At 51.7% G+C, this 17,730-nt stretch carries 14 protein-coding genes; 7 read left to right on the top strand and 7 right to left on the bottom strand.

Going from position 1 to position 17,730, the window contains the following annotated elements; genetic code table 11:
* The first annotated feature begins 49 nt into the window (after nt 1–49).
* From H8B09_RS02800 to odhB, 4 genes are all read left to right on the top strand, one after another.
* Nucleotides 50–835: a sugar phosphate isomerase/epimerase family protein gene (locus tag H8B09_RS02800; RefSeq protein WP_191201942.1), complete on the top strand. Its 786-nt coding sequence runs from the start codon at nt 50–52 to the stop codon at nt 833–835.
* A complete protein-coding gene (locus H8B09_RS02805; protein WP_191201943.1) occupies nt 832–1,860 on the top strand; it encodes a Gfo/Idh/MocA family protein in 1,029 nt (342 codons plus the stop codon). Before H8B09_RS02800 ends, H8B09_RS02805 begins: the two co-directional genes overlap by 4 nt.
* Nucleotides 1,861–2,144: 284 nt before the next feature.
* The gene (locus H8B09_RS02810) at nt 2,145–5,012 is read left to right on the top strand and encodes a 2-oxoglutarate dehydrogenase E1 component (RefSeq protein ID WP_191202775.1); all 2,868 of its coding nucleotides are present in this window, start codon (nt 2,145–2,147) and stop codon (nt 5,010–5,012) included.
* A 5-nt stretch (nt 5,013–5,017) separates the two neighbouring features.
* On the top strand, nt 5,018–6,256 hold the full coding sequence (odhB, locus tag H8B09_RS02815) for a 2-oxoglutarate dehydrogenase complex dihydrolipoyllysine-residue succinyltransferase (RefSeq protein WP_191201944.1): 1,239 nt from the start codon (nt 5,018–5,020) through the stop codon (nt 6,254–6,256).
* 118 nt (nt 6,257–6,374) lie between these two features.
* On the opposite strand, the gene H8B09_RS02820 is transcribed toward odhB, so the two are convergent.
* Nucleotides 6,375–6,797, bottom strand: coding sequence for a GNAT family N-acetyltransferase (locus H8B09_RS02820; RefSeq protein WP_397376046.1), 423 nt, complete (start codon nt 6,795–6,797; stop codon nt 6,375–6,377).
* Nucleotides 6,798–7,009: 212 nt separating this feature from the next.
* On the opposite strand from H8B09_RS02820, the gene H8B09_RS02825 reads away from it, so the two are divergent.
* The 3 genes from H8B09_RS02825 to H8B09_RS02835 all read left to right on the top strand — a co-directional run bounded on the left by H8B09_RS02825 (nt 7,010) and on the right by H8B09_RS02835 (nt 10,052).
* Nucleotides 7,010–7,984 (top strand): aldo/keto reductase family protein, encoded by a 975-nt coding sequence (locus tag H8B09_RS02825; protein WP_191201946.1) that lies wholly within the window; start codon nt 7,010–7,012, stop codon nt 7,982–7,984.
* A gap of 207 nt (nt 7,985–8,191) precedes the next feature.
* On the top strand, nt 8,192–8,668 hold the full coding sequence (locus H8B09_RS02830) for an HPP family protein (protein WP_191201947.1): 477 nt from the start codon (nt 8,192–8,194) through the stop codon (nt 8,666–8,668).
* A gap of 88 nt (nt 8,669–8,756) precedes the next feature.
* Nucleotides 8,757–10,052 (top strand): D-alanyl-D-alanine carboxypeptidase family protein, encoded by a 1,296-nt coding sequence (locus H8B09_RS02835; RefSeq protein ID WP_318152522.1) that lies wholly within the window; start codon nt 8,757–8,759, stop codon nt 10,050–10,052.
* A 763-nt stretch (nt 10,053–10,815) separates the two neighbouring features.
* Here the strand turns inward: H8B09_RS02835 and H8B09_RS02840 are convergent.
* From H8B09_RS02840 to H8B09_RS02865, 6 genes are read right to left on the bottom strand one after another with little or no spacing between them, the layout of a single operon-like run.
* Nucleotides 10,816–11,988 (bottom strand): YheC/YheD family endospore coat-associated protein, encoded by a 1,173-nt coding sequence (locus tag H8B09_RS02840; RefSeq protein ID WP_191201948.1) that lies wholly within the window; start codon nt 11,986–11,988, stop codon nt 10,816–10,818.
* Nucleotides 11,970–12,473: a GNAT family N-acetyltransferase gene (locus tag H8B09_RS02845; RefSeq protein WP_191201949.1), complete on the bottom strand. Its 504-nt coding sequence runs from the start codon at nt 12,471–12,473 to the stop codon at nt 11,970–11,972. The genes H8B09_RS02840 and H8B09_RS02845 overlap by 19 nt, the downstream gene beginning before the upstream one ends.
* A complete protein-coding gene (locus H8B09_RS02850) occupies nt 12,474–13,628 on the bottom strand; it encodes a YheC/YheD family endospore coat-associated protein (RefSeq protein ID WP_191201950.1) in 1,155 nt (384 codons plus the stop codon). It lies immediately after the preceding gene.
* Nucleotides 13,618–14,994: a YheC/YheD family endospore coat-associated protein gene (locus H8B09_RS02855; protein WP_191201951.1), complete on the bottom strand. Its 1,377-nt coding sequence runs from the start codon at nt 14,992–14,994 to the stop codon at nt 13,618–13,620. Before H8B09_RS02855 ends, H8B09_RS02850 begins: the two co-directional genes overlap by 11 nt.
* Nucleotides 14,991–16,205 carry a YheC/YheD family endospore coat-associated protein gene (locus H8B09_RS02860; protein WP_191201952.1) on the bottom strand — a complete coding sequence of 405 codons (1,215 nt, stop codon included), beginning with the start codon at nt 16,203–16,205 and terminating at the stop codon, nt 14,991–14,993. Before H8B09_RS02860 ends, H8B09_RS02855 begins: the two co-directional genes overlap by 4 nt.
* 14 nt (nt 16,206–16,219) lie before the next feature.
* Nucleotides 16,220–17,584 carry a YheC/YheD family endospore coat-associated protein gene (locus tag H8B09_RS02865; protein ID WP_191201953.1) on the bottom strand — a complete coding sequence of 455 codons (1,365 nt, stop codon included), beginning with the start codon at nt 17,582–17,584 and terminating at the stop codon, nt 16,220–16,222.
* Nucleotides 17,585–17,730: the final 146 nt, after the last annotated feature.

Consider the following 17,730-nt stretch of genomic DNA (forward strand, 5'->3'; position numbering starts at 1 on the left):
ATAAGGAAAAACTTACCTGGAATAACAGGAAGAAAGAAGGGTTGTTCATATGCGAAGAATGGGAATCGGCGTACAACTGTACACGCTGCGAGATGAGATGGAGAAGGATGTACAGGAAACGCTTCGCAAAGTGGCGGCGCTTGGCTACGAAGGGGTTGAATTCGCGGGTTATTTCGATGTGCCTGCGAAGCAAATGCGAGCTTGGCTGGACGAGCTAGGGCTTGCTGCATTCAGCACGCATGTCGGACTTACTCGACTCCGTAATGACCTTCAGGGCGAAATTGCATATGCTAAAGCAATAGGAGCGAGATATATGCCCTGCTCGTATATAGAACCAGAAGATCGACAAAGTGCTGAAGACTGGCGCGGTCTGATCAACTATTTCAAAACAACGGCAGAGGAAGTTAATAAGCAAGGTCTTCAATTTTGCTATCATAATCATGAATTTGAGTTTGAAACGAAGCTGGATGGTAGGAGCGTATACGACCAGCTGTTCAGCCAAATCAGTGAACAAGCGATGAAATCGGAGCTGGACGTATGCTGGGTGCAATTCGCGAACGAAGACCCGCTCGCTTATATTCGCCGTTATGCAGGAAGACTGCCGCTTCTGCATTTGAAAGATTTCACGCATGGTGACGATAATCAGATGATTACGCTTCAATTGGGTCAAGGCAAGGTTAATCTTCCAGCGGTGCTGGAGGAAGCGAGCCATGCTGATGTTGAATGGCTGATCGTCGAGCAGGATGTATGCCAGAGCCCTCCTTTTGAAAGCATTGAGGCGAGTATGCAGTGGCTGAAAGACCATTATCTGACGAAAGTGGGCGTTTCTACATGACTGAACCTATTCGAGTAGCTGTCATTGGCTGCGGTGCGATCGCAGTTCGTCGTCATATTCCGGAATATGCGGACAATCCAAACGTGAGGCTTGTCGCTTTTGCTGATCCGAGGCTGGAGCGAGCAGAAGAACAAGCGAATCGATTCGGCGCACGCGCATTCAGCGATTATCGAGCGATGCTGGCTGAGGTTGAGGTTGACGCTGTTAGCGTCTGTACACCAAACCACTTGCATGCGGATGCATCCATTACAGCAGCGAATGCCGGTGCACATGTACTCGTAGAGAAACCGATGGCAACGAATGAACAGGAAGCGCAGGCTATGATCCAAGCAGCACAAGATAATGGGGTATTGCTGATGGTCGGCCATAATCAACGGCTCATGCCGCCGCATGTGAAAGCGAAGGAAGTGCTCGAATCAGGCAGGCTTGGACGGGTGCTTTCTTTCCGCACCTCGTTCGGCCACCCGGGACCGGAGAGCTGGAGTCTGGATGGGCGCGACAGTTGGTTCTTCCGCAAAGATGAAGCTGTTATGGGGGCAATGGGTGACCTTGGCGTACACAAGGCCGATCTTATCCGCTGGCTGCTAGGTGACGAGGTTGTGGATGTTGCAGCTTTCGTGGGAACGCTTCATAAGGAGAATACGGCTGTCGACGATAACGCAACCTGCATTCTTCGGATGAAGAACGGCGCGATTGGCACGCTTGTTGCCAGTTGGACCTATTATCGCGGCGAAGATAACTCGACGATTCTATGGTGCGAGAATGGCGTGCTGAAGATCGGTACGGATCCTGATCGTCAGGTTATTCTCGAGCTGCGTGACGGTACATCGGAGAATATGGATGCAGGCGCTATATCGACGAACGAAAGACAGCTGCCGAGCTTTGTGATCGAGCAGTTCGTCGATTGCATCTTGAACAATAAGAAGCCTTCGATTTCCGGGGAAGAGGGACTCAAGTCACTGAAAGTCATTTTGGCTGCATTCGAGTCGCAGGAGACAGGCAAAGTGGTTGCTGTCGAATCTTGAGCGGATAGCTGTGCAGGATTTTGAAACCTGCGCAGCTTTTTTACGTACATAAGAAGGAATAACCAATGCAGGCTAAGCTCACAATAAAAAGACGTTTTATCGCTGAAATTGAACGGTTCTGTTAAAAAAAGATGCTTTTGTGCCGATTCATCTCTATGTGAGATTGATATCATACAAAAGTGTTATTTCAGTCTTACCGCATGGCTATATTATAATGATTACAGGAATGAATATGATTTTCCTCCATAATGAATATCAAAATCCTAGACGGAGGTCTAACATCCATGTCGACGGACAATAACAAAGAACGCTCTTGGGAAGGTTTTTATGGTCCGAACCTTGGTTACGCGCAAGAGCAGTACGAGCGCTATGTGAACGATCCTGCATCAGTTGATGCCGAAACGCGATCAATGTTTGAGCGCTGGGGTCAGCCGCCTGCAGCAGAAACGCCACAGGCGAGTGCAGCAGGTGCTGGCACGACGATAGATATGAATCTGGTTAAGAAAGCGGTTGCAGCAGGTAAGCTTGTGGCGAATATTCGAGCACATGGCCATCTTTCGGCTAACATCGATCCGCTTAACATTGGACCTGCAGCTGACTCAGGCATGAGCAGCCTTGCGAAGTACAATCTCAAAGAGTCTGATCTCACGAACATTCCTGGCGAGCTCGTTTGGTATAACGCGCCTGCATCGGCCGTCACGGGCGCCGATGCTATTCGTATGCTTCGCAATGCCTACACGGGCACGATTGCTTACGAATTCAGCCATGTGCATGTACAGGAAGAACGGGATTGGCTGCACGCGCAAGCAGAGCGTATCGCTCCATCCTTCAAGCTGTCCAGCGGCGAGAGCAAAGAATTGCTTCGCGGTTTAATTGAGGCAGAATCATTTGAAGACTTCCTGCACCGCACTTTCGTTGGTCAGAAACGCTTCTCCGTTGAAGGCAACGAGGCAACGGTTCCACTCGTTAACGAGTTGGTCAAGCAGCTTGCTAACAACGGCGCTAAGGACATCTTGCTCGGCATGGCGCATCGCGGTCGCTTGAACGTGCTCGCACACGTACTTGGCAAGCCTTATTCGAAGATCTTCTCCGAGTTCCATCATGCACCGAACCGTAACCTGGTACCATCCGAAGGTTCGATGGGTATCAACTATGGTTGGTCCGGCGACGTTAAATACCACTTGGGCGCTAATCATGAGCTGAAGATGAACGAGACGGTTCAAACGCGTATTACGCTGGCGAACAACCCGAGCCACTTGGAATACGTTAACCCTGTCGTACACGGCTTCACACGCGCTGCTCAAGACAATCGCACGCAACCAGGCTATCCTTCACAAGATCAGACGGTTGCCGGCGCAATCGTGTTGCACGGCGACGCTGCATTCCCTGGTGAAGGCATCGTAACGGAGACACTTAACCTTGGACAGTTGAACGGCTATAACAATGGCGGTTCCATCCACGTTATCGTTAATAACAAAATCGGCTTTACGACGGAAAGCGGCGACTCGCGTTCCACGCATTACTCGAGTGACCCAGCTAAAGGCTTTGAAATTCCAGTCATTCACGTGAACGCTGACGATCCGGAAGCGGCTATTCTGGCAGCTCGAATCGCAACGGGCTATCGCTCGAAGTTCAAGAAAGATTTCTTGATCGATTTGATCGGCTATCGTCGTTATGGTCATAATGAAACGGACGATCCGGAAACAACACAACCTACGATTTATGCGAAGGTTAAGGCGCATCCATCGGTCAGCCATATTTATGGCGACAAGCTCGTAGCGCGCGGCATCGTTACGGCAGAAGAGATCAACGCTATTCGCGAGGACGTTCTATCGGTTCTCAAGACAGCTTACGATGAGATGAAAGCAGGCGAGACGCAGGAACAAGTTCACCAGAACACAGACGTTCGCGCCGCTCGTCAAATCGGCAAGATCGCGACAGGCGTTTCGCTTGAACAGCTGCGCCAGATCAATACGAACCTGCTGCAATGGCCTAGCGACTTCAAGGTATATCCGAAGCTGCAGCGTATTCTGGAGCGTCGCGGCACAGCCTTTAACGAAGGCGAGAAAATCGATTGGTCCCATGCTGAGACGCTTGCATTCGCAACGATTCTCGCAGAAGGCAAACCAATCCGAATTACGGGTCAAGACGCAGAACGCGCAACGTTCGCGCACCGTAACCTCGTGCTTCATGATGCTGTAACTGGCGACACATTCTGCCCGCTGCACAAGCTGCCAGAAGCGAAAGCGTCTTTCGCCATCCATAACAGCCCGCTGTCCGAATCGGCCGTTCTTGGATTCGAATACGGCTATAATGTTTACTCGCCTGAGACGATGTCGATCTGGGAAGCGCAATTCGGTGACTTCGCGAATACGGCGCAAGTGCTGATCGATCAATTCATCTCGGCTGGCCGTTCGAAGTGGTCGCAGAAATCGAACCTGATTATGCTGCTGCCGCACGGTTTCGAAGGTCAAGGTCCAGAGCACTCCAGTGCCCGCCTGGAACGTTTCCTGCAGCTGTCTGGCGAAGAGAACTGGACGGTAGCTTACTTGTCCAGCGCATCTCAGTACTTCCACCTGCTTCGTCGTCAAGCGGCAATCGCAGGCACGGAAGCATCGCGTCCACTGGTCTTGATGTCGCCTAAGAGCTTGATCCGTAACCCGCGCGTTGCTTCATCGGCATCGGAATTCGCTGAAGGAACAGAGTTCCGTACAGTGGTCGAACAGCCAGGCCTTGGCGGTAAGCCAGAGCATGTGAAACGCATTGTATTCTGCACAGGCAAGATGGCAATCGATCTGGAAGATGCGCTCGACAAATCGGAGGATAAAGACAACGACTGGCTGCACATTGTGCGCATCGAGCAGTTGTATCCATTCCCGCAGCAAGAGATCGAAGCGATCATTGCTCGTTATCCGAATGCGAAGCAGCTGATCTGGGTACAAGAAGAACCGCAAAACATGGGCGCTTGGTTCTACATGGAGCCTCGCCTGCGTGCTGTAGCTCCTAAAGGGGCGACGGTTAGCTACATCGGCCGTCCTGATCGTTCGAGCCCGGCAACCGGCTTCCAGCATGTACATGCATTTGAGCAGCAGCAAATCATTACATTGACGTTTGATCAAAAACCAAGCTTAACATATAGCAATGGGAGGTAGCAGCAGTGAGTGATATTATCGTACCAGCAATGGGAGAATCGATCACAGAAGGAACGATTTCCAAATGGGTCGTTCAAGCAGGAGCACAAGTTCGTCAAGGTGACGTACTCCTCGAGCTTGAAACGGATAAAGTAAATATCGAGATCGGCGCAGAAGCTGACGGTGTTGTTACGAGCATCCTGAAGCAAGAAGGCGACACGGTCGCGATCGGCGAAGTTATCGGTACAATCGGTGAGGGTTCGGCTGCAGCTCCAGCGGCAGCACCTGCAGCCAGCGCACCAGCGCCTGCAGCAGCAGCTACTGCTGCACCAGCAAGCGCACCTGCTGCAGCAGTAGCTGTAGCAGAGCCGTCGCAAGTGAATGCATCGCCAGCAGCACGCAAGCTGGCTCGCGAGAAAGGCATCGATCTGAATGCCGTTCCTACGCGTGATCCAATTGGCCGTGTATACCAAGACGATGTGAAATCGGCATCGACTAAACCAGCGGCACCAGCTCCAGCAGCAGCTGGTGCTCCGTCAGCACCTGCAGCGGCAGTTGCTGGCAAGCCAGCAGAGCGCAAGCGCATGTCGCGCCGCCGTCAGACGATTGCGAAACGTCTGGTCGAGGCTCAACATAACGCAGCAATGCTGACGACGTTCAATGAAGTCGACATGACGGCGATTCTGGACGTTCGCAAACGCCGCAAGGACAAGTTTAAAGAGAAGCATGATGTCAACCTGGGCTTCATGTCGTTCTTCACGAAAGCTGTCGTAGGCGCGCTCAAAGCGTTCCCGCTGCTTAATGCAGAAATCGATGGCGACGACATCATCGAGAAGCACTACTATGATATCGGCATTGCGGTATCGGCACCAGAAGGTCTCGTTGTTCCAGTCGTTCGCGATGCAGATCGTCTCGGCTTCGCAGAGATCGAGCGTAACATCGTTGACCTTGCAGTGAAAGCTCGCAATAACTCGCTGAGCCTGTCCGAGCTGCAAGGCGGCACGTTCACGATCACGAACGGCGGCGTATTCGGCTCGCTGCTGTCGACGCCTATCCTGAATGCTCCGCAAGTCGGTATTCTCGGTATGCACAAAATCCAGCTCCGTCCAGTTGCAATCGACGCTGAACGTATGGAAAACCGTCCGATGATGTACATCGCATTGTCGTACGACCACCGTATCGTAGACGGCGCAGGTGCAGTTAGCTTCCTCGTGAAGGTGAAGGAACTGCTCGAAGATCCAGAAACGCTGCTGCTCGAAGGCTAAGATTAACTCCTTCTTGCATTGCAATAGAGAAGAAGCCATCCGCTCAATGAGAGCAGATGGCTTCTTTGCTTGTTACGATTAATATAAGGGCTTGACTAGACCTGTTGGACTACAACGGCTATAGCTTCTTCGTCATGACTACATGCGGGATTCCAGCCTCATGGAAAACGTCTGAGACTGTCTCATAGCCAAGCTTTGAATAGAAGGGGGCAGCTTGCGTCTGGCCGTGCAGCTTAGTTTTCGCGGCGCCTAGGCGTTTGCCCTCCACTTCCAATGCAGTCGTGATGGCTGCTCCTACGCCGAATTTGCGGTATTCGGGCAGCACGCATATTCGCTCCAGCTTCGCAACGTTGTCGAGCAGTCGGACACGGCCTGCGCCTGCAGGTTGTCCATTATAAGTAGCGAGCACATGTGCAGAGGTCTGCTCATGCTCATCGTATTCTTCCTGTTCGGATACGCCTTGTTCCTCGACGAACACTTTCTTGCGAATGCTGTATACTTCGTTTAAGTCACGCTCTGTTTGCACGCGATTGACTTCAATCATTGTTGTTCCATCCTCTCGTTGTTCAACATCTATTTGGTCGGCTAGCGTAGTTGTACCATTTTGGGAGGCTGAATGCAAATCGGAATGCTCCAGAGTAGTTACCTAAAGTATAGCTGCTATCCAATTCGTCATTAACGCAATAACTTTTCACGTCTTTCATGGAATCGCTTCATTCGATACAATAGCATAGAAGAAAGGGGATAATAACAATGCAATATAGAAGTCTTGGCAAAAGCGGTTTGAAAGTAAGCGAAATCGGACTTGGCAGCTGGCTTACATATGGTACGGCAGCAGAACGTGATGCGGCAGATAAATGTATTCGTTCAGCGTTCGACAACGGAATTAACTTTTTTGATACAGCAAACGCATACAATCGTGGAGCAGGCGAAGAGGCAATGGGCGCTGCGTTGAAGCCTTATTCGAGAAGCAGCTATGTGCTGTCGACTAAAGTGTTTTTCGCAATGGGCGACGATGTGAACGAGCGCGGTCTGTCGCGCAAGCACATTATGGAGCAGTGTGATGCGAGTCTGCGACGTCTCGGCGTCGATTACATCGACATCTACTTCTGCCACCGGTTTGACGATTCCGTGCCCGTCGAAGAGACTTTGCGAGCACTTGATGACTTGACCGCACAAGGTAAAATCTTGTATTCGGCCGTGAGCGAATGGTCTGCTGCACAGATTGGTCAAGCTGTCGAGATCGGCCGCCGAATGAATCTTCGTCCGCAGATTGCGAACCAACCGATCTACAACATGTTCGAGCGTTATATTGAGCGCGAAGTGATTCCGTTGAGTGAACGGGAAGGGCTGGGACAAGTTGTCTTCTCGCCGCTGGCTCAAGGCGTATTGACCGGCAAATATAAGCCAGGCCAGCCGATTCCTGCAGGCACGCGCGCTTCGGACTCGTCCGTTAATTTCGTCATCAACAGCTATATGAATGATGAAGTGCTTGGCGTTGTTGCACAGCTGGAAGAGCTGGCAGGTACGCTCGATTTGAAGCTGTCGCAGCTTGCGCTGTCATGGATTCTCCGTCAGCCGAATGTTAGCTCTGCGATTATTGGAGCAACTCGTCCGGAACAGATCGAAGAAAATGTGAAAGCAGTAGGCGTTAATCTTGATGCAGCAGTATTATCCGAGATTGACCGACTGCTTGCGCAAGTAGCACATTTTGCACCGCTTCGTTAAAGATTATTAATGATTACCTATACGCATCGGGCAAATCCAAGCCTGATGCGTTTTTCATGCGATTATGGAACTTATTGAAGAGGTTCAGTGCAATGTCTGCCAATCGTTAGTCATTGACGATATCCAGTCCAGTCTTTTACAATAGGTCTAGTTAATAAGACCCATCTACTTGGTAACGGCGTGATGGAAGAATAGAAAGGTTGAATTATGTCTAAGACTCGTGCAATTATGGCCAGTTTATATATGATGTTTATTTATTGGGCTTCAACTCAGTTTCCGGATGTACATACTTTGTTTTTCCCGACGCTCGGGGCATTTTGTTTGTTATTCCTGAAACGTACACAAGAACGGAAAGCGCAGTTCAATATTATGATCGGCGCCATAATCGGTGCCTGCATTGGAACGACGTTGTACACAATTGACCATGGACCAATAACCTTCTTCATTAATGCACTGCTGATGATCGGATTAATTACGAAGATGAAATGGAATGCGCCTCCGATTATGGCGGTGTCGTTCATTCCTTTCTTCTCGCATCCGAAAGTGATTTGGTCGCTGCCTGTATCGGTTGCAGTTTCGCTGGTCGGCCTCCTTGCCATGTTGTGGCTAACGGAAGCGGTTGAACAAGGAATTAGCGTTCGCGTTCCGAAACGCGAAGATATAGAAATAGAAACAGGCTTATAATTCCATTTGTGCTTGCGCAGGATGGAGACGCGTATACTGTACTGTATGTAGCATCTACGGGAAAACGGAAGAGACAGGAGAGATAGGCGTGGCAATAAGCAAAAGAGCTAAGTTTCGAAATATGGCAGGCTGGATGCGGCTCGCGTTTGCTGCCGCGCTCGTCATGCTGATCGGTATGCAAATGCCAGCTTCTGCCGTTGTTATGGCTGCGCCTGCAGCTTCTGAATCTTCTGGCGATCAGTCAACGGCATCTGATGCTGCAGCAGTCCATAAGCCAGACGTTGCAGCAGAGTCTGCCATTCTGATCGACGGGAGAACCGGAACGGTCTTATATTCGAAGAATGCAACGGAGCAAATGTATCCAGCGAGCATCACGAAGATCGTAACGGCGATTGTGGCGCTCGAGACTGCTGACGTTTCTGATACTGTAACCGTTTCCAAAGATGCCCGTTGGGAAGAAGGGACGCGTGTCTACCTGGAAGAGGGCGAGCAGATGTCCATGTGGCAGCTGCTGCTTGGCATGATGGTTAACTCGGGTAACGATGCGGCGACAGCAATAGCCGATCACATTGACGGATCCAAGGAGAAGTTCGCTGAGCGGATGAATACGTTCGTGCGCGAGCATGCGGGGGCGATGAACAGTCAGTTCCGCAATCCGCATGGTCTGCCAGATCCGGAACATTACACAACAGCAGAGGACATGGCGAAGATAGCTCGCTATGCGATGCAGAATGAGAAGTTCCGCGAGCTGGTCGGCACGAAGAAGGTCAATTGGACGGGTGAGACGTGGCAGACAACGCTCGTTAACCATAATAAGCTGCTTGGCACCTATGAAGGCGCTACAGGCATTAAGAACGGTTATACGACGGTTGCAGGCCAGACACTTGTCGCATCCGCCAAACGGGCCGACATGGAGATTATCGGCGTCGTCCTGAAGTCGCCTTCAAGCGATCAGCTGTATAAAGATATGCGCGGCCTGCTTGATTACGGATTCAACGCTTTCGAGCAGAAGCAGTTGTTCGAAGAGAACGAGGTTTATCATATGGAAGGGATGCCGAACGTTGACTACATGGCAGAGAAACCGATCTGGACGGTTGTGCCCAAAGGTGAAAAACCGGAGCTTCTCGTAGATACGTTAGGCAATATTCGCGTCATCACTTCACATGGCATATCCGATGCGGGACATTTTCAAGTGTCTCATCATGAAAATGAGGTGAAGATGCTAGCAGCATCCATGGCTGCCAATACACCTACCGCGGTCGAAGAGGACGGAGGTAGGGCAGGCCGTGCATGGACGCTCGCTGGCACCTGCCTTATCGGCGCTCTCGCAGGCGGTACCGTAGTCTACCGTATGCGCAAGCGCAACGACACATCCGCAAGCTAATACTACACAAAAGGCTGAACAGGGCATTGCTGTTCAGCCTTTTTATCTCTCCAGACCAGCAGTATAGGCGAAGCCGGCCCCTGTGGAGTGACCATTACGCACATTAATGCGCGAAGCGCTACATAACAACGAAGGCTGAACAGGAGTATCTTAACCTGTTCAGCCACTATGCTATATAAAAATCCGAAGTGGCGAAGGCCGTGCGGCAGAACGGAGCAGGTGAATGATTTCTGGAGAAACGTAGTGGTCGCCTTTGTCAACCGGATTGTATCCAATATAGAATCTATAAGATCAGAACAATCTGGGGACAACAGCGATCGGAAGAAACATTCACCTGCGCAGTGTCGGTCGCACTATAAGGCGAAGCCGCCCCCTGTGGAGTGACCTCCACGCACATTAATGCGCGAAGCGCTACACAACAACGAAGGCTGGACAGGAGTATCTTAACCTGTTCAGCCACTATGCTATATAAAAATCCGAAGTGGCGAAGGCCGTGCGTCGTAACGGAGCAGGTGAATGATTTCTGGAGAAACGTAGTGGTCGCCTTTGTCAACCGGATTGTATCCAATATAGAATCTATAAGATCAGAACAATCTGGGGACAACAGCGATCGGAAGAAACATTCACCTGCGCAGTGTCGGTCGCACTATAAGGCGAAGCCGCTCCCTGCGCAGTGACAGCCGCACTACTAGGGCGAAGCCGCCCCCTGTGGAGTGATCTCTACGCACATGAATGCGCGAAGCGCTACTCATCTTCTAGTCTTCTAATCCTCTGATCCCTTATAGTCATCCCACCGAAGATCTTCATCCAAGCTCGACGTCTTCACTTCCACTTTCTTCTTCTTTTCCTTCTCAAACAGATGCATCGCATACTCCAGCGGACGAGTGATCGCTTGTTGGTACGTCTTCGTATCTCCCGCCTCAATGAACACCTCACGAGCCGGCTTCGGATTCACCTCGAGGAGCCAGACGCGCCCTTGTTTATCGATCGCAAGGTCTAACGCCAGCTCGCACAGCCGCCCATATGATTGTTCGAGATGCTGAGCGACCTGTATCCCGAATTGTTCGGCATCACGCTTCACGATATCAATCTTCGAATCATTCTTAATCCACCGCTTCAGAAGCGTATCCATCGTTGCAGCATGGCCGCCGCCATGCAAATTGGACGTAACGCTGTTCTGCGCGCCAATGCGTCCAGCACAGCCTGTTACACGCCAATTGCCTTCGCCATCTTTCTGCACAAGCATCCGGTAGTCGTGCACGCGGCCATTCGGCAGCTTGATCGGAATGCCCTGCTGCACGAGATAACGTTTCTCCTTCAGATGCCACGAGGACAGCTTATCGGCCAGCTCTGATGTGGAGATGCGCTGCGATGCAACTATACGGCGATGCTGGTCACGACCTTGCAGCAGCACCTTGTCATTATCGACTCGTTCGATTCTCAGGATGCCGCGGCCGCCGGTCCCGTTTATGGGCTTTAAGTAAATGAGCGAATGCTTGCGAAGCATGGCATTCAGATCAGCAATCGATTCGTACATACGTGTGCTAGGCAAATTGCCTGCGAACCGTTTGTCGCGAGATAGCGTGCGATGTACGGTCCATTTGTTACGGAGCGGTCGGTTAAGAAATGTCAAATGGCCATATTGCTGACGGAAGCGGCGAAGCTCATCGAAACGGCTTGATTTCTGAATGCGGCAGCGATCATAAATGAGGTTAGGGAAGGGGGTCCAGCGCTTCGACCATTTCTTCGTGGCCGCATCATAGAATTGGGCGTTTATTCGATTCGTCTTGTAATTGACATCGCGCGGCGTGAACACGAACACATCTAATCCGAGTTTCTGGCCGGCTGTCGTCATGCGTTGATAGATCGGGCGCTCTTCGAGCGCGCCATTGTCGTTCAAATATAAGGTTAAGATGCCTAGCACGGGCTTTGCCATGCGGATGCCTCCTTTATAGACTCGGAAGGCTGTTGAACAGTTGGCTGCGATCGGTATCCATCAGTCTCGAAGCGAAGGGTTGGTTTGCCAGTCGGCCCGCTATGAAGACTAACAGCCTTTAACCCTGCGCGGAAAAATAACTTCATGCTCGCTGCATTATCGCAGGCGACAGAGCCGCACAAGCCACCGCATGCTTCAATCAGCGAAGCAATCAGTCTGCCTCCAACGCCACGACCACGCGCCTCCGGGCGGACAGCGATTACACAAGCCGCTTCGCCTGCATCCTGCGCAAAAGCGAAGCCAGCAAGTCTGCCGGCTTCGTGTGCGATAACGATAGCGGTCGATGCGGAGGCGGATTCGCCTGCAAGCGATAAAGCGTGCAGGCCGCCGGCAGTAAGCCGGCGGTCACCATAGCGCTTGGCGAATGTGACGAGGCGGCTGCGCCATTGCAGCCATTGCGATGGCTTTAACCGCACAATGTCCATTTACGCTCCTCCGATCTTAGACTTTTTCCTGCCGTATAGATATAGGCCGTAGTGGAAAATACGCTCCAGCGACTTTTTGCGAATATGCGGTTCATCGAATTTCATCGGCTTTGCGTTAGCTTCAAAGAACCACACATTGCCCGTCTGGTCGACGCCCAGATCCATAGACATCTCGCCAAGCTCTTGACCGGACCCGCGCTCAATCTGTTTGGCGATAATAAGCGAAGTGTTTTTGGCTTTGATCATAATTTTACGCGCTTCGTCTTCACCGAATGTTTGCACAAGCAGCTTCTCTGGATCTTCGATGCTGCCGCCCCTTGGCACATGTGTTGTAATGCTGGTTGTGCCTGCAAGACGTGCGCCCACCCCTGTAATGTCCCATTGCCCGCGCTGATTTTTCTGGATCAGTGCCCGAAGATCGAAGCGGCGTTCATTCACGGTTGCTAACGCGATGCCTTGCTGGACGATGTAGGCCTCGCCAATGCTCTGCTTACGGATTCGCGTCCACAGCTTCGGGATCGAAGCGCAGTTGTACGTCACGCTTTTCTTATCCATTTGGATCCGAAGCCGGTACGGCAAACTTTTCTCGGGAAGGACCTTCACTGTCATAATGCCCTTGCCGGCTTTACCGCTGACAGGCTTCAAATACAAAAAGTTGTACTTTCGCATAAGCTGGGTCAAGCCGGAACGAGAGAGCATCCGCTTCGTTGTCGGAATAAATGGCTTTGTCGTCTTCGACAAGCGAAGCCATTCGAACAGGCTCCACTTGTTGAAGAAGGTCGGGTTGAACAATTGGGTTCTCGGATGCTTCATGCAGGCGTTAATTTTGCCGCGAACGGAAGGCTGAAGTTCATCTTCACGAAGCGGAATCCGATTGTAGATGACGTCAGGGAACGGGAAGAGCTGATTGTACCACAGCTCCTCACGATCGTTGAACGCATAGCCGACGAGCTGACTTTTCGACAAGTTTAAATTTTTGGTCGTCAGCACGTAAACGATAAAGCCCATGTCGCGTCCAGTCCGAATGATATCGGCGAAGTTTTCGCGGTTACCGCGGAACAGCAGCAGATCGTCTTCCATCGTCAGAATGGCCATGACGGGCCGACGGGACTGAACCTCTGCTGGTTTATCTTCTACTACCGACTCAAGATCCATCTGCTTTACCTCCCTGGAACCGGCTCAGGTACAGACAGTGGTCCAAAATATACGACAGAGAGGCGCGCCCTTGCTCCTTCAACGCCGGGTGCTTGAAGATCGACCGTCCTGGCTTGGAGTTCGCCTCGAACATCCACACTTCGCCGTCTTTATCGATGCCAAGATCGAGACCCAACTCGCCAAGTCGATGCGAATAGTTGCGTTCGATGGCTTCGGACAGCTTTATTGCAACCTTCTTTGCTTTATCCAAAATCTCGTCTGCTCTGTCGCCGAATACGCGGGACAACGCTTGCTCTGGCGTCATCAGCGATCCGCCGTTCTTCACATGTGTCGTTACGCTGCCGCGGCCAGCTTTCTTCGCTCCGATGCCTGCCGGTACCCATTCGTTATTGCCGTCCTTATGCATGTGGAAACGGAAGTCGATTGGGCAACCATCAATCTCAATTAAGCGGATGCCCTGTTGGCTGACGTAATTGTTAAGCGAAACGCCATGATTGCCCTGCAGCATGCGCATCATCGAGTTGAAGTTCGAGAACCGGAGCAGCACGTTGCTGCCGCCTTTGCGATAGCGAGCGAAATAGCCGCGTTTAGGATGATAAGTGAGTCGATAGATGCCGATGCCTAGGCTGCCGCCGGTTGGCTTGAAGTAAAGGAACTGATGTTTCTCAAGCATTTCTTTGATTTTCTCTGGACTTGGCCGCGACACGGAATCCGGGAGATGCTTGAGCGCCTCCACATCATTATCGATCAATTTGTAAACATCCGATTTATTGAAGAACGTCCAGTTGAAGAACGGGATATTGCGTTTGATGAAACGTTCGCGGAAATTGACGATAGCGGATGTCGTTTCAGCTTTTCTGCTCGGCAGACGGTTGTAGACAACGTCCGGCAGCGGTACAACACGGCGTATCCAGCCGCCCGAGCCATTCAAGAAGTAACCGTTGATCGTTTCCTGCTGCCAGTTCACGTCGCGAGGGCTGAAGGCGAACAGATAAGCTTTCTTCTCGCCAGCGCGGAGCAGCTGCCTTATATAACCGGTGCGGGAGCCGAAAGGCATCGTATCGGATCGGAAGCCAGAGTCGCACAATACACCGATGAGCGGTCCAAGCTGCAGCTCATTACTGCTGCCTTGAAGCAAATAGACATTGCCCGACTTTGGCACGCGAATCGATTGGCGAACGCCTGCTGACAGATACATATAATTGCCGGAACGTTTGAGCGGTTTAACCGCTGCTGTGATGGTTTCTTTGCCGAGCTTGATGTTAACGGTTTTATGGCCTGCAAGACTCTTTAGTACCGGATTCGATAAATAGACGACACGATCGGATTGTTGCGAGAATTGCACGTTACATAATGTCAAACTCATGGATGAACCTCCTGAACGTAGTCCGATGGGAACCCGACATAGTGGTTATGACCGTTGGAAGCTCTCGAATAGAGCCGCTTTCCGTCGGCTAGCTTTCGTGCATAAGACAGGAGACGTCTGACTGATAGTTGTTCGGCTTGCGTATCCCCTGTCAGCTTTAGCGATTGGCGGCCTGGCTTCGAGTTCGCCTCCAGCAGCCACAGCTTGCCGTCTTGCGATAGTCCGAAGTCAAATCCAAATTCAGCGAATCGGCCGTAATGCTGCTCAATCAAGGGAGCCGCCAGTTGCCCTGCGGAGACTATCGTTTGCAGCAGAATTTCGGTTTTATCTCTACCGTAGAGCCGGGATAATCTTTCCTTAGCGGACTCTGCTGTGCCGCCGCCATGCAAATTCGATGTGACGCTGCCGTTTTGCCCTACTCGGCTTACCATACAAGTGCTGACCCAACGGCCGTTGTTAACCTTTTGTAAGAGAAGTCTGACATCGTGGGGCCGATCTTCAGCATCGAGCAGCGGCAGCAACGGCTGAATAATGAAGCGGCTTGCTCCGACGAACCGATCTAGACGATCGGTCGCTTCTTGTATACTCGCATAACGGAAGGAGAACGACTGATTGGCTCTTGTACGCCCATCTATGACAATTGCTTCACCATGCTGGCGAATGCGCAGCGCACCGCGGCCCTGCGAACCGGCAGCAGGCTTTAAGAACAGCCCCTCGGGTCTGAGCTTCAACAGGTGGCGCAACTGCGCGCTTCCCTGATAAAGCCATGTCGGCGGAACCAGCTTTGCAAGTTCCGGATGGCTTAGCAGGGCATCCTGCACGAGAAGCTTATCGGGAAGCTCGCTGCTGAGCGGTTTAGCTCCTGCATGAATGAGTGTTTGCAGCGCTCGTCGAATGCGAGTTCGGGTTTCTGCGTTCTTGGCGAAGCTGCGGTCATAAACAACATCAGGCAGCGGACAGGAGCAGGGTGCCCACCGTCCGTTTGCCCGTTCGAAGCCGTGTATCGTCCCATCCTGCACAGAACCATAGTCGGCATCGATGACAACGACACGAATGCGCTGCTGTGCACCAGCGGCAGCGAGCATGCGGAGGAACCGATCCTCTGGCATTCGGCTGCGGGCTGAGGAATCGGCATCCTTGGAGCCTGCGCCAACGAGTGATACGGGAAGACGTGTGATGAAGACGGCTAGCAGCAGCCACAACCGATCCATAGTCGACCTCCGAATTAAAAACCGGATAAATACCGGCTGTATTGAATCATTCTTAACACTGACGGACGAATCTTGAGCTCGGTCAGCGGCGTATTATCATTCTTAGAAGGCTTGGAGTTCACTTCGAGCAGCCAGACGCGACCCGAAGTATCGACGGCAAGGTCGATGCCCAGTTCGCCAAAATGGGCGGGAATATGCTGATCGATCCCCTCGGCAATCTCAAGCGCGGCCCGCTGCAACCGTTCAGGCGCTTCTTGTCTTGCAACGAGCAGATTTGATTTGCCGATTGCTTCCTTCACGGTGCTAAGCGTACCGCCGCGGGCAAGATTGGATACAAAGTGAGCGCCGCCTGCCGTTCGCGCGACAATGGAAGTAACCGTCCATTTGCCGGCGGCGTTCTTCTGTACGAGTGCTCGGAAGTCGACGGGGCGCTTTGAAATATCGATAAGCTGTAATCCTTGCTGGACTTGATAGCGCACAGTTTTCATTTTGACATTAATGGAGGAGAACAGCTTTACAAGAGAAGCAAATTGCTGCTTGCGCGTGCCTGCCGTCGTTGTGAACATGGCCTGATAGCCGCCGTTATCCGTACGCGTAATTTTGATGATACCTTTGCCAAGGCTGCCTCTGACCGGCTTCAAGAAAACCGATTCATATTTGGAGCACATCGCTTTCAGCATCGTATAATTACGCAGCAGATGGGATTCTGGCAAGTAACGGATGAGCTTGAGATCGCTTTTCAGCGCATCGAATACCTCGTGCTTGTCGAGAAATTTCTCATTAAAAACGTGAGCGGAATGGCGCATTTTGATTTCCTTCAGAAATTGCTGCACATTCGGTTTATTCTCGAGCTTGCGCGACGTAAGCCGATTGTTGACGATGTCAGGGTAGGGCATCGATATTCGTTTCCACGCATTGTTGAATACCCAGCCTTCAACGGTGTCCGAGTTTTCTGAAATGCCGTTAGGTGTGAAAAAAAAGACATGTGCGCCTTCGTCCGCACAACCGTCAACCAGCTCCTTACAAAACATCGTAATGGAGCCGAACGGCCGATCCGGCAGGTTCGGATAATCACGGCTAATCAATACGCCAATGATCGGGCCGAGTGAGAGAGTCGACGTTTTCTCGGAATAATGAAGGCGCAGCGTAGCGCTGCTCGCGAGACCGATTCGCCGGGCAAGGCTTTGATTGATGCGCATGCCGTCATAGCGGGCGACAGATACGACCTTGATAGGCTGGCGATAAGCGCCGAGCCGGAGTGTAATCGGCTGGGCTGTTGGGATCTTCCACTGCTTCAGATAAGATTCGCCCAGCATGATCGCATCGTCCGGCAGAAGGCCGAAGCTGACCGCATGGACGGCGACTTTGGATTTGAGCATCGTAAATCTCCTTCCAAGCGGGAGCGTTGACGTTGAATAGAAGGGCTATAGGTGTTTTTCACGAATTACTTCATCATATGAGGACATCTATCCCTTGGTGATTGGCCATATTGCGACTTTCGTAACTAGGACGACTGCTGCCGAGC

Source organism: Paenibacillus terricola, from assembly GCF_014779765.1.
Classification (GTDB): Bacteria; Bacillota; Bacilli; order Paenibacillales; family Paenibacillaceae; genus Paenibacillus_T; species Paenibacillus_T terricola.